The organism is Zwartia lucis, assembly GCF_965234455.1.
Taxonomy (GTDB): domain Bacteria; phylum Pseudomonadota; class Gammaproteobacteria; order Burkholderiales; family Burkholderiaceae_B; genus Zwartia; species Zwartia lucis.
Genome location: NZ_OZ248473.1, coordinates 429,167 through 441,010, shown reverse-complemented (window position 1 = coordinate 441,010; position 11,844 = coordinate 429,167). Strand labels below are relative to the sequence as shown.

The 11,844-nt window shown below is 50.0% G+C and carries 14 protein-coding genes; 9 read left to right on the top strand and 5 right to left on the bottom strand.

Translation table 11 applies throughout. The features are described from left to right. Positions 1-41 precede the first annotated feature (41 nt). Positions 42-674, bottom strand: coding sequence for a TetR/AcrR family transcriptional regulator (locus AC8GE9_RS08525; RefSeq protein WP_506676725.1), 633 nt, complete (start codon positions 672-674; stop codon positions 42-44). A gap of 118 nt (positions 675-792) precedes the next feature. On the opposite strand from AC8GE9_RS08525, the gene AC8GE9_RS08520 reads away from it, so the two are divergent. The 9 genes from AC8GE9_RS08520 to AC8GE9_RS08480 are packed head-to-tail and all read left to right on the top strand — an operon-like array spanning position 793 to position 8,211. Then, positions 793-1,362: a chalcone isomerase family protein gene (locus tag AC8GE9_RS08520; RefSeq protein WP_506676724.1), complete on the top strand. Its 570-nt coding sequence runs from the start codon at positions 793-795 to the stop codon at positions 1,360-1,362. Next, positions 1,359-2,657 carry an NAD(P)/FAD-dependent oxidoreductase gene (locus tag AC8GE9_RS08515; RefSeq protein WP_506676723.1) on the top strand — a complete coding sequence of 433 codons (1,299 nt, stop codon included), beginning with the start codon at positions 1,359-1,361 and terminating at the stop codon, positions 2,655-2,657. Before AC8GE9_RS08520 ends, AC8GE9_RS08515 begins: the two co-directional genes overlap by 4 nt. Next, the gene (locus AC8GE9_RS08510) at positions 2,650-3,453 is read left to right on the top strand and encodes a DUF1365 domain-containing protein (protein ID WP_506676722.1); all 804 of its coding nucleotides are present in this window, start codon (positions 2,650-2,652) and stop codon (positions 3,451-3,453) included. The genes AC8GE9_RS08515 and AC8GE9_RS08510 overlap by 8 nt, the downstream gene beginning before the upstream one ends. Beyond that, complete coding sequence (locus AC8GE9_RS08505) at positions 3,450-4,682, top strand: class I SAM-dependent methyltransferase (protein WP_506676721.1); 1,233 nt, start codon at positions 3,450-3,452, stop codon at positions 4,680-4,682. Before AC8GE9_RS08510 ends, AC8GE9_RS08505 begins: the two co-directional genes overlap by 4 nt. Before the next feature lie 23 nt (positions 4,683-4,705). Further along, positions 4,706-5,176, top strand: a complete 471-nt coding sequence (locus AC8GE9_RS08500) for a chalcone isomerase family protein (protein WP_506676720.1) — start codon at positions 4,706-4,708, stop codon at positions 5,174-5,176. Further along, positions 5,173-6,444 (top strand): MFS transporter, encoded by a 1,272-nt coding sequence (locus AC8GE9_RS08495; RefSeq protein ID WP_506676719.1) that lies wholly within the window; start codon positions 5,173-5,175, stop codon positions 6,442-6,444. The genes AC8GE9_RS08500 and AC8GE9_RS08495 overlap by 4 nt, the downstream gene beginning before the upstream one ends. A gap of 2 nt (positions 6,445-6,446) precedes the next feature. After that, positions 6,447-6,995: a DUF3833 domain-containing protein gene (locus tag AC8GE9_RS08490; protein WP_506676718.1), complete on the top strand. Its 549-nt coding sequence runs from the start codon at positions 6,447-6,449 to the stop codon at positions 6,993-6,995. After that, positions 6,995-7,771 carry an SDR family NAD(P)-dependent oxidoreductase gene (locus AC8GE9_RS08485; RefSeq protein WP_506677143.1) on the top strand — a complete coding sequence of 259 codons (777 nt, stop codon included), beginning with the start codon at positions 6,995-6,997 and terminating at the stop codon, positions 7,769-7,771. The genes AC8GE9_RS08490 and AC8GE9_RS08485 overlap by 1 nt, the downstream gene beginning before the upstream one ends. 11 nt (positions 7,772-7,782) lie before the next feature. Beyond that, positions 7,783-8,211, top strand: coding sequence for a nuclear transport factor 2 family protein (locus AC8GE9_RS08480; protein WP_506676717.1), 429 nt, complete (start codon positions 7,783-7,785; stop codon positions 8,209-8,211). A gap of 99 nt (positions 8,212-8,310) precedes the next feature. On the opposite strand, the gene AC8GE9_RS08475 is transcribed toward AC8GE9_RS08480, so the two are convergent. From AC8GE9_RS08475 to AC8GE9_RS08460, 4 genes are all read right to left on the bottom strand, one after another. After that, positions 8,311-10,443 carry a sodium:solute symporter family protein gene (locus AC8GE9_RS08475; protein ID WP_506676716.1) on the bottom strand — a complete coding sequence of 711 codons (2,133 nt, stop codon included), beginning with the start codon at positions 10,441-10,443 and terminating at the stop codon, positions 8,311-8,313. A 1-nt stretch (position 10,444) separates the two neighbouring features. Next, positions 10,445-10,708, bottom strand: a complete 264-nt coding sequence (locus tag AC8GE9_RS08470) for a DUF4212 domain-containing protein (RefSeq protein ID WP_506676715.1) — start codon at positions 10,706-10,708, stop codon at positions 10,445-10,447. Between the two features lie 122 nt (positions 10,709-10,830). Further along, positions 10,831-11,397, bottom strand: coding sequence for a tetratricopeptide repeat protein (locus tag AC8GE9_RS08465; protein WP_506676714.1), 567 nt, complete (start codon positions 11,395-11,397; stop codon positions 10,831-10,833). Then, positions 11,394-11,690, bottom strand: a complete 297-nt coding sequence (locus AC8GE9_RS08460; protein ID WP_506676713.1) for a hypothetical protein — start codon at positions 11,688-11,690, stop codon at positions 11,394-11,396. The genes AC8GE9_RS08465 and AC8GE9_RS08460 overlap by 4 nt, the downstream gene beginning before the upstream one ends. Positions 11,691-11,844: the final 154 nt, after the last annotated feature.

Here is an 11,844-nt window from a genome sequence, read left to right as displayed (position 1 = left end):
GGATTCTAGCTGATGTCAGTGTGGCAAATTTGCTGCAGAGGCTATGTTCTCCCTAACATGCCTTCAAACGTCGTGTGAATGAGAAGTTCGACAATATCCTCATCAGAAAAGGCGCCACCCATTTTGAGAAAATCTGCGACGGGGTCACAAGAGCGGGCAAAAATAGTATAGAGAATGACCTCGCCAGGAAGCGAGGGAGACAAACTGCCTGCGTCTTGGGCTTGTCCAATCCATTCGCCCAGTTTTTCCGTGAGTGTGCTGAGTTGGGCCATATAAGGCGGATTGTTGAGCAGGGCTTGCTGAATGCTAGAGCGTGTCGAGGGCAGCAGTGGCATCGTGCCACTCAAGTGCAATCTAATCGCCCACCTGACGAGTGATTTCAGCTTGTCGAGCGCAGACAGTTTTGAGGCCATGCCGTCGGCGATCGCGATGGTTTCTTCGAGTAGCCGCGTCATGGACGCCGCAGCCAAGGCTTCTTTTGATTCAAAGTGCTTGTAGAGACTTGCTTTGGCGATGCCAACGTCCGCGGCGACTTCGTCCATGGTCATCAGATCAAAGCCCTTTTGAGCGAGGAGTCTATTGACCGCATCCAAAATTGCGTTCTCACGGAACTTAAGCTGTTGTTGCTTAAACGTGAGTTTATTACTGCGAATGGTCTGTGGGCTGACTGACATCGGCTTGTTTAATTGAATTTAATCTAAATAGTTCATTATATTACTATTTGGTCTAAAAACATACTAATATGTTAAAAATATCTCTCAATAGTTATATTTAAGCCTCTAAAGTTCAATTATGCCCTTCACTGTTAAAACTAACGACCATTCTCGCCAAGCAACAAGCGCCAGCGGATTACCAGAGGCTTTTAGCCAAAATTGCGATGCTCTTTGGCAATTGTGCGGCGAGGGCATCTTTAGTTGGAGTGTGTTTCGTTTTTACCGCGCGCGATTGTTGACCCAGACTGGCGCTTTTGACAGCACCCAGCCTTTTTTACTGGATCTTCAATATTTGCGGGCCTTGACGGGGCAGCAAATTGTTTCGACTTCAATCGATGAAATCGCTAGATTATTTGAGTTGAGTGAGAACCACCGCTCAGCATGGTCCGAGGCGTTGTACGGCATGATTCCAAATGTCTCTCTTGGAGATCGTTTATTAGGATGGTTTGTACCCGAAAGTGGTGTCCAGTTTTTCTCTGCGACGCAATCACTCGGACATATTCAAGATCCAGAATTTGTCCGTATGTTTAGTGCCATCTGGTTAGATGAGCGCACACGCAGTCCTCAGCTGCGTCTTGCCTTGCTTGGTACGCAGCCGTTAGCGCCGCCTGAGAGTTCAACTTTCGTTTCTGGCGAGGTGGGTGCATGAACGAGGTGTCAAGGATCCCTCTCAATAGTAGGATTGCCGTGATCGGTGCGGGTATCTCCGGGCTCGCTTCTGCCTGGTTGTTGAGAAATCACTCACACATCACACTGTTCGAGGCGGGTGCGTATTTTGGGGGGCACTCCAATACCGTTGATGTTTCGATCGAGGGCATGACACACCCGGTTGATACGGGTTTTTTAGTGCATAACGATCTGACTTACCCCAATTTAATTCAGCTTTTTTCTCATCTGAATATCCCGGTTCATTCAAGTGATATGTCTTTTGGTGTATCGATTTCTCAACCCGATATCGAATGGGCGGGGACCAATCTAAGCACTGTGTTTGCGCAGCCCAGCAACGCGTTTAAACCGAAGTTCTTATGGATGCTTCGGGATATCTTGCGTTTCAACCGCAATGCGCAACGCTACTTGGATCAGTGTCGAGAGCAATCGCTGACGCTTGGCGAGCTTCTTGATCGCGAGCGGTTTGGCGAGGCCATGCGCGATTGGTACCTCCTGCCGATGGCCGCAGCGATCTGGTCTTCATCAGTGAAAGATATTTTAGGTTTTCCTGCCTCCACCTTTCTGTCGTTTTGTCTCAACCATCGTTTACTGCAAATTGAGGACAGACCCAAATGGAAGACTGTCGTGGGCGGTTCGCGCGAATACGTCAAAGCGTTGGTGACCGAGCTCAGTGACGCACGCTTAAATTGCCCTGTTTACAAAGTAGAGCGCGTGGGCGAAAAGGTGGTGATTCGCTCCGCACAAGGCATTGAGCATTTCGATGCTGTGATTTTTGCCTGTCATGCTCCGACCGCGCTCGCCTTGTTAGGCGATGTAAGCGAGCACGAAAAAGAGGTTCTACAGAGTTTTCGCTATCAGCCTAATAAGGCGATCCTCCATCTCGATACCCAACTGTTACCTCGTCGAAAAAAAGTCTGGTCTGCATGGAATTACATGTCTTCTCCCGGGGAGGATCAGCAGCGCCCCGTAGCGGTCAGTTATTTATTAAATCAATTACAGCCCTTGCCCTTTAAAACGCCTGTGATTGTGACGCTGAACCCCAATCAAGAGCCCAACCCAGACTTGGTGTTACGTACTTTTGATTATGAACATCCCGTGATGAACATGGAGGCGGAACAGTCGCAACGCCGCTTGCCGGAGATCCAGGGTCTCAAGCGTTCTTGGTTTTGTGGCGCTTGGTCAGGTTATGGCTTTCATGAGGATGGGTTGAAGTCGGCTTTGCGAGTGGTTAGAGATTTTGAGGTAGAGATTCCTTGGGTGCCCGTGTATGCGTGAGTCCTTGCTCGAACTTTGTCGCGGTCGTGTGATGCATGCACGACTGAGGCCTTTTGTTCACAGGTTTGTATACCGCGTCTTCTGTATTCGTTTGCGGATCGATCAGTTGTCCAAACTGAGCGCTTTCAATAGCTGGCTTTTTGGCATCGATAAAAAACGTATCGTGAGTTTCCACAGCCGTGATCATGGCGCGCGTGACGGTTCTAATTTGATGACATGGTTGTCCGAGGCACTCAGAGCGAGTGGTGTCAGGATGGAGCTCGGCGCAGTCTGGTTGCAATGCTTTCCTCGGGTATTTGGTTATGTTTTCAATCCTGTGAGTTTTTGGCATGTGCATGACACGCAGGGTCACTTGCGTGTTTTATTAGCTGAGGTCAACAATACTTTTGGTCAACGACATCAATATATCTTGAGTGCCCCTGGCTTCGAGCCCATCGAAGAACACACACTCTTGGAGTGTCAAAAGGTATTCCATGTCTCCCCCTTTTGTGATGTCCAAGGCGCTTATCGCTTTAAGTCCAGTCGTCACGGCATTCAAGAACGGATGGCAATCGATTATTTCGTTTCGAATGAACAGTCTCAACCCCTCTTGAAAACGGCGATCGTTGTTCAAGCGCAAGTATTTTCGAAAAGCGGTTTATTCCTCTGCCTCTTGTCGATGCCAATGATGACCATCGGAGTCATGCTACGGATTCATATACAGGCATTCAAGCTTTGGCGTAAAGGCGCGATATATCACTCGCTGCCACCTTTACCCAAGGACGAAGTCACTCACAATACAAAGGTTTCCTCATGAGGTTGAAAGAAAGTCGTCTCTCTGGTGTCATGGCTAAAACGCCATGGGCGGGTAGACTTTTTGTGAATTTATTGAGCCGAATTTCCTACGGCTCTCTCAAACTAATCGATCCCGCAGGCATTGAGATGATGCTTGGACAAAATGCCTCTGACCCTTCTGGGTTGGTCCTTCACGCAGAGCTTAGGGTGACCGACTGGCGTGCGGCAGGACTGATGATGCGCCAAGGGGACGTTGGTTTTGCCGAAAGCTTGCGCCGGGGCTGGATCGACTCGCCCGACCTGGTGGCTTTGTTCACGCTAGCCATACGTAATGAGCAGATCTCCGAGGCGGTCGATGGACATTGGTGGGCTTTGCTACTCAAGCGCTTGTCGCACTGGGTCCTCAAGGACAATAGTCGCGCAGGCAGTCGACGCAATATTCTCAGCCACTACGATGTTGGTAATCGTTTTTATCGGCTGTGGCTTGATCCTTCAATGACTTATTCGTCTGGCTGGTTTCAGGGAGATGAGTCAAAAGATCTCGCATCGGCACAAGATGCAAAGTATGACCGAATTCTTGACCAAATTCAGGCGCAACCAGGTCAGACGATTCTTGAAGTGGGTTGTGGTTGGGGAGGCTTCGCCGAACGCGCCGCTCGGCGTGGTCTGAACGTCGTGGGGATCACCTTGTCTGACGCTCAGCTTGAGTGGGCCACACAACGCATGCAAGACGCGGGTCTGAGCGATCGCGTGCATTTGCGCCTACAGGACTATCGCGATGTGCCCGAGCAGTTTGACCATATTGTCTCGATTGAAATGTTTGAGGCGGTAGGCTTATTGCATTGGCCCAGTTATTTTCAGATGTTGGCACGTTGCCTCAAACCTGGCGGCAGAGTGGTTGTGCAAACCATCGACATCACAGAGGATCGTTTTGATGCCTACCGTCGCGGGACGGATTTTATTCAACAATTTATTTTCCCGGGTGGCATGTTGCCAAGTCCCTCGAGGTTTAAAAAAGAATGTGAGTCGGCGGGTCTGCAATCGCTTGAGGTGTTGTCTTTTGGACAAGACTACGCAGAGACGTTGAAACGCTGGGCACAGCGCTTCGAGTCTTCGCTTAGCCATATTCGTGAACAAGGCTATGACGATGCCTTTATACGTATCTGGAGAATGTATCTTGCCTATTGCGAAGTGGGATTTCGCCAAGCTCGAACGGATGTAAAACAATGGACATTATGCGCAAAATCTTGATTTCATTTTTTTTGAGTTTGATATTGTCGACTGCTGTCGCGGCCACGGTATTTACGCCTTTTTTACCAGGTGCGCAACAAGTCGGACAGGGGATGTTCAAACGTTTTGGTTGGTCGATCTATGAAGCCCGTCTCTATGCGCCTGACGGTCGCTTTGCTCCCAACAAACCCTTTGTGCTGTCGCTGACGTATGAGCGCACGATTGCTGGTGATCGCTTGGTTCAGGCATCGTTGGATGAAATGCGAAAGCTTGGTGCCCCCGTGGATGAGCGTCCTGAGTGGGGGCCGGCGCTTTCTCAAGTGTTGCCGAATGTGACCAAAGGTGTCACGTTAACGGGCGTTTATCGCCCCGGTGAGGGAGCGACTTTTTATCAGCAGGATATTGAAACGGGTCGTATCGACGACGCGTTAGCGCGGAGTTTTTTTGGGGTTTGGCTTGATCCGCGCACGAGCGAGCCGAATCTTCGCCAAGCTTTGCTCGGAGAAAAGAAGTGAGGACGACGGGCCTCCTTGCCTATGCGATGTTGGGCTTGCCCTTGGCAATGGCCATGTTACCGATCTATATGATTTCTCCAAAATTCTATGGTGATGGTTTGGGTGTGGATCTTGCTGCGCTGGGCGCGGTTTTGTTTCTAACGCGTATGTTTGATACCGTTCAGGATCCCTTTCTTGGACGTGTTGTCGATGCATTTCAGCGCAAGCGTCATGGTTGGTTGCTCTTGATGGTGGTCTCTGGGGTCATCCTGGCGGTTGGATTTGTCTTGCTATTTACTCCGCCAGAATGGTCCAAACTTGGTCTGCTTGGATGGTTGGCGCTGAGTTTATTGCTTGTGTATTTTGCGCATAGTTTATTAAGTATTTGCTATTTGACTTGGGGTGCCAGACTGACAGATGAGGTGTCTCAGCGCTCTCGCGTGACAGCCTGGCGTGAAGCTTTTGGTTTGATTGGCGTGGTGATCGCCTCGGTCTTACCGACAGTGTGGGTGGCAGAGTGGGGGGCTAGACAGGGCTATCAATGGTTTGCCTGGGTTTTTGTCGGAGTGTTGTTTGTAGGGTTATTTTCGACTTTGCGTTGGGCGCCTTCGCCAAAGGTGTCCGCTGCAGGCACGTTAGATGGCTGGCGTGTAGCACTCAAACCTCCTGCGGTTCGTCGCGTGATGTGGTTTTATTTATTTAATGCAATCTCCGTCGCGATTCCAGCCACGCTGGTTTTATTTTTTATAGACGATGTCGTGCAAGCACCTCAGCATGCTGGCGTGTTCTTGGGGATTTACTTTCTTGCTGGCATGCTGACTTTACCGCTTTGGGTCGCGCTCTCCGATCGCGTTGGCAAGACGCGTGCTTGGATGCTTGGAAGTGTGCTTGCGACAGCATCCTTACTTTGCGCGGGCTTCATAGAGGGCGGCGATATTGTTGCTTATGGTGTGATCTGTTTCATGGCGGGTAGCGCGCTCGGTGCGGATGTCGCCTTACCCCCCGCCATGCTTGCCGACGCGATTCCTGAGCAACATCGTAAAAGTACTGGGCTTTATTTCGGGATCTGGGTGTTGATTAGTAAGTTTGCCCTGGCAATCGCTGCAGGTCTTGCGCTGCCGAGCCTGAAGGTTTTTGGTTATGTCCCGGGACAGTTTCAGACCACGATCGGGCTAACGGCGCTCTATGTTTTTCTACCCATTGTGTTTAAAGGCATCGCCATCTTGGTGTTACTGCCTGAGCTCGGTGGCCGGCAGTCATCACGGGTGTCAGAGCCCAAGGAGTCTTAATCATGAAATTCAAAGCCCTTATTGCCTCCGCCACCGCTGCGCTGATGACGGCCTGCGGTAGCGTAGATGTGGATCAGTACGCTAAGGAAACGCCCAAGCTTGAGTTGTCGAGTTTTTTTACCGGCACCATTGATGCCTGGGGGATTTTTCAAAAGCGTAACGGCGAAGTCGCGCGTCGCTTTCATGTCGAAATCTTGACCGAATGGAAAAGCAGAGATGAGGGAATCCTCGACGAGCGGTTTACCTACTCCGATGGTGAAAAACAACGACGCGTCTGGACCCTCAAACGGCAAGCTGACGGATCGTGGCAGGGTACGGCAGATGATGTGGTGGGTGTCGCGACGGGGAGAGTTGCTGGCAATGCGTTGCATTGGACCTATGTGTTGCGTTTACCCGTCGATGGCAAAGAGTATTTGGTGAATTTTGACGATTGGATGTGGCAGATGGACGATGCCTCGATGATGAATCGCTCCGTGATGTCCAAGTTTGGCATTGATTTAGGCGAGGTCACTTTATTTTTCCGCAAGCGCACGCCCGGTAGTCCTTCGTGATGCGACCGCTCAATCCACCGATTAAAAATTGGGCCGGTAAACGCGTCTGGTTAGTCGGTGCCTCTAGCGGGATTGGAGCGGCTTTAGCGCAGTCTTTATTGACGGCAGGCGCATGGGTGACCGTTTCCGCGCGCAGGCAAGAGGCCTTGCTCGAACTTGCTCACCCTTATCCTAATGCGCATGTCGTAGCATTTGATGCGGGAGACGCACTCGCATGGCCAGAGGCATTCGAGCGTACCCTTGCTGCGATGGGACATGTCGATTTGGTGGTCTTTGGCGCCGCTCGCTACGATCCGACCCACAGTTGGGAGTTGGATCTGGATCAAGTACAAAAGAGTTTTGATTTGAATGTAGTGGGTGTTTATCGAGGCGTGTCTGTTTTAGTCCCTTATTTCTTAAAAAGAGGTGAGGGCGGATTGGCCGTCATTGCGAGTATTTCTGCGTATACCGGTTTGCCAAAGGCCGTCATATACGGTGCGACCAAAGCCGCGTTGAATAATATGGCGCAGACGCTTTACTTTGAGCTTGAGCCTAAAGGGATTTCCGTCTACCTGATCAATCCTGGCTTTGTTGAAACACCGATGACTGCGGGTAATGATTTTGAAATGCCTGGTTTGATGAAGCCTGCCGAGGCCGCCAAGGCGATTGTGGCAGGTTTTGAGCGCGGCGATTTCGAAATTCGTTTCCCGCGCGGTTTTACAGGTGCCTTACGCTGGATCAGTTTTCTCCCGGATTACTTGCGGTTTCCTCTTTTGCACAAAATTACTAAGCTTTAAAGGTGTCAGCGATGAACACGCGCTTCTCAGACATTGCACATTGGTTTCAAACGCTTAGCCCAGAGACGCTGGAGCGTGTGGGAGAAATTTATGCCCAAGAGGCTGAGTTTATTGACCCCTTTAATCAGCTTGCCGGCCTAGCCTCAGTGCGTGCGGTGTACCAGCACATGTTCGATACGCTTGAGCATCCACGTTTTGTCATCTTGACGAAGGTGGTCGATGAGCGTCAAGCGTTTATGACATGGAACTTTCTTTTCGAGTGCCGCGGTCAAGTGCAGCAAATATCTGGTTGCACACAGTTTGAGTTAAACGATCAGGGCTTGATTGTTTTGCATCGCGACTATTGGGATGCAGCCCAGCAGGTCTACGAAAAAATTCCCCTGCTCGGTTCTGTTCTGCGCATGATCCGACGCAAGCTTTCACTCCCAACAGCTGCCTAGCCTTTTTTAATACTCCAAAACATTAAAATAAAAAAAAGCCCCCGAAGGGGCTTAAAAGCCGTTTGAGCGCAGCAGTCTCAGACGGCGGGGAACTGATTTTTATGAACGTGCTGCATCGCCACGCAGTGTGGGGTAGCGCACATGATCCACCAAGTCTTGGATTTCTTTGCGAGGCGCTGGGGTCAGCAAGCTCACAATGATGATCAGTGCAAAGCCGAGCGGCACGCCAAAGACACCGGCCGAGATTGGCAAAATGCCATACCAGAGCTCGATGGGGGAGGTGATGCCGAAAATTCCACGCATCCAAACTTGAGTGGTCGCCATGTAGTAAAAGGTGACGCCCAAACCACCGATCATGCCGGCAACCGCACCCCACTTATTCGCGCGCTTCCAGAAAATCCCTAAGGTTAGGGCGGGGAAGAACGCAGCAGCAGCGAAGGAGAACGCGGCAGAAACCAAGAACAAGATGTCCGCCGGTTTCTGTGAGGCAACATAGGCTGCTGCAAGCGCGACCACTAACAACAAGATTTTTGAAATCAACACCCGACTCGCAGTTGGAGCGTTGGGATTGATCATCTTGTAGTACAAGTCGTGGGACAAGGCGTTAGCAATTGTCAGCAGCAAGCCGTCCGCTGTTGAAAGTGCTGCTGCCAAACCACCTGCTGCAACCATGCCAGAGATCACATAAGGCAAACCACCGATTTCTGGTGTGGCCAACACAACGATGTCGCCACCGATGCGCATTTCACCTAGCTGCAAAATGCCATCTTTGTTTACGTCAATAACAGACAACAAGGAGGGGTCAACGGATGCCCATTGCCCAATCCACGCCGGTAGCTTGTCGAACGGCGTACCAACAAGCACGTGGAAGACCTCATATTTCACCAGTACGGCCAGAGCAGGGGCGGTGAAATACAAAAGGAAAATAAAGAACAAGGACCATGTGACCGACTCACGCGCCTGTTTGACCGAAGGCGTGGTGTAGTAGCGCATCAGAATATGCGGAAGCGCTGCTGTACCGACCATCAAACAAAAAATCAACGCTAAGAAGTTACGACGGGAGGTGTCGTATGCGATCTTTTGAGCATCTGTACCATTAGGATCCCCCGCAAATTGCTGCGCATGTCGGGGCATCCCAGCCAAAGGAACTGCCCGCGCGTTATTTGCAGTGCGTTCTTGCGTCCAGAGCTTCTGTGCAGCAGCTTCAGTTGTGGGAACAGCTGCGAGTGCTTTTTGTGCAGCATCTTGTTCAGCTTTAGGCGCATTGGCTGCTTTTAAGTCAGCAACACGCTTTTCTGCATCTGCTTTTGCCTTGGCCATCGCAGCTGGAATATTTTTCAGCTTGGCATCGGCTTCTTCTGCACGCTTTTTATAGATCGCAATGACTTCAAGTTCTTTTGGATCCTTCAGCAGCTCTGCTTCTTTGGCAGTCACTTTTTCAAGTTGATAGCCATAGATTGCCTGAGGAATGGGAACACCTGTTTGTTTAACAGAGAGCCAAACGACTGGAATCATGTATGCAATGATCAGAATGATGTACTGAGCGACTTGAGTCCAAGTCACCGCACGCATCCCACCGAGGAACGAGCACACCAGGATGCCGCCAAGGCCCAAGAAAATACCGATTTCAAAGGGAACACCCGCCAAACGTGTCGTAATCAAACCGACGCCGTAAATCTGAGCGACAACGTAGGTGAACGAGCACAGAATCGCGGCAATAATGCCCAACAGGCGGGGGATATTACCGTCATAGCGCTCACCCAGAAAGTCTGGAATCGTAAATTGACCAAACTTTCTCAGATAAGGCGCCAAGAACAATGCCACCAAACAGTAGCCACCAGTCCAGCCCATGATAAAAGCCAAACCACTATAGCCTGTCAGGTAAAGCGTTCCGGCCATACCAATAAACGATGCGGCTGACATCCAGTCAGCGCCCGTTGCCATGCCGTTGTAGAGCGCGGGCACACGTCGTCCAGCTACGTAGTACTCAGCGGCATCATTTGTGCGGCTCATGACTCCAATACCAGCATATAGGAGAACAGTAGCAGCCAAAAATATGTAGCCGATCCATGCACGACTCAAACCCATTTGTTCGGCGATCGCAAGAGCGATCACAAAAACAATAAACCCGCCTGTGTACCAGGTATAGACCTTGTTGAGTGATTTTTTGAAGGCTGCGTTCGTGGTGTTTGAAGCGAACATGCCGCCTTCGTTTGGTGTCATTCCGGCCATGTTATTCCTCCTCTTCTTCGTTGACGCCACATTCTTCGTCAAGCTTGTTCATATATGAGGCGTAGAACCAAATGATCAGGCAATACACCACCAGAGAGCCTTGTGACCCCATCCAAAAACTAAAGGGCCAGCCAAAAAAGGTAAAGTTGAGCTCACGGGCGTAGTAGCCCACCACAAAAGTGACAACAAACCAGATCAGCAACAAAATTGAAGTGATGCGTAGGTTTTTTTGCCAGTACACCCGATGTTTTTCGGTTAGTTGCACGGTTACGTCTCCTCATCGTTATCAGGCCAGGTTCCCCTGGATCGATTTTTGAAACACAAAGAAAAAAAAGAAAAAACAAAAAGAAAAAAACAAAAACAAAAACAAAAACATAAAAAAAAGATTTAGCCAGTGAGTCCTGTTTCTCGTTCGAGTTGACGCGCGAATTTCGGTTCAAAGCCTTTCAAATGTTGAATAATTTTGGTCGCTTCGTCTGGTTGTTGACGGTCAATATGCACACGGGCGAGTTGATACCACGCGTATGGACTCATAGGTTGAAGTTTGGTGTTGCGCTCGAGGGCCACAACGGCCTCTTCTAAGCGTCTTTGTTGGATCAGTGTCAAACCGAGGCCATACCATGCTTGATCTAACTTTGGATCGAGGTCTAGCGAATGCCTAAAGGCGCGCTCAGCTTCGACAGGTTGTTCAAGCTCTTGCAAAAGAAAGCCAAGGTTGAACCAGGCATAGACGGGTGCATCGGGATGTTTAACCAAGCTCCGGTAGCTTTCAACCGCACCGACCTTGTCACCAAGCTCTGCTTTGAGATGGGCGATACTGCCTAAAGCATAGCGATCTTCGGGGTAGTCGCGAAGCATATCCTCGAACAAACTGATGGCACGTTTCCGTTGCCCAAAAACAATCAGTGTGATCGCACACCATTTGTATTTTTGCCAGTTCAGATCAAGTTTCATTTACAGCCCACCATTCCGACCGAAACACAATGCTCGATTTTTGCAACCGTGGCTGCGAGATAGAGCGCAGCCACTAAACAAAACGCCACGAACGCGTGGTGACGCGTGGCGATTTGTTTGGGGGAGATCAATGCCGCTAACATAAGCCAAGGCTTATTCACGACTTGAAAAAGTTGATAAAACAAATTTGTTTCACGTTTTGCGCCAGCAATCAAAAACAAAATGCCTTGACCGACAAGGGCGAGTAGCCCGATGTACAAGAGCAATTGCAGAATATTGAGAAATGGCAGCAACCCGAGTCTCCCTAATGATGTGTATGCGCTTTAAAGCGAATTTGTTATGCGTGCGCTGAGATGGGCGAACTTTAAGGCCGATTGCTGACAGCTTTCTGACAAAATTTCCCCAGCAATGGTAAGTGTTGCAGATCGACAAAAATCGTACTTTTTC

What these genes read in the sequence shown, in the direction of transcription:
- AC8GE9_RS08510 (WP_506676722.1), top strand. Translation starts at nt 2,650, where the DNA reads ATGCGTGAGTCCTTGCTCGAACTTTGTCGCGGTCGTGTGATGCATGCA.
- AC8GE9_RS08490 (WP_506676718.1), top strand. Translation starts at nt 6,447, where the DNA reads ATGAAATTCAAAGCCCTTATTGCCTCCGCCACCGCTGCGCTGATGACG.
- AC8GE9_RS08515 (WP_506676723.1), top strand. Translation starts at nt 1,359, where the DNA reads ATGAACGAGGTGTCAAGGATCCCTCTCAATAGTAGGATTGCCGTGATC.
- AC8GE9_RS08520 (WP_506676724.1), top strand. Translation starts at nt 793, where the DNA reads ATGCCCTTCACTGTTAAAACTAACGACCATTCTCGCCAAGCAACAAGC.
- AC8GE9_RS08505 (WP_506676721.1), top strand. Translation starts at nt 3,450, where the DNA reads ATGAGGTTGAAAGAAAGTCGTCTCTCTGGTGTCATGGCTAAAACGCCA.
- AC8GE9_RS08525 (WP_506676725.1), bottom strand. Translation starts at nt 674, where the DNA reads ATGTCAGTCAGCCCACAGACCATTCGCAGTAATAAACTCACGTTTAAG.
- AC8GE9_RS08480 (WP_506676717.1), top strand. Translation starts at nt 7,783, where the DNA reads ATGAACACGCGCTTCTCAGACATTGCACATTGGTTTCAAACGCTTAGC.
- AC8GE9_RS08465 (WP_506676714.1), bottom strand. Translation starts at nt 11,397, where the DNA reads ATGAAACTTGATCTGAACTGGCAAAAATACAAATGGTGTGCGATCACA.
- AC8GE9_RS08475 (WP_506676716.1), bottom strand. Translation starts at nt 10,443, where the DNA reads ATGGCCGGAATGACACCAAACGAAGGCGGCATGTTCGCTTCAAACACC.
- AC8GE9_RS08485 (WP_506677143.1), top strand. Translation starts at nt 6,995, where the DNA reads ATGCGACCGCTCAATCCACCGATTAAAAATTGGGCCGGTAAACGCGTC.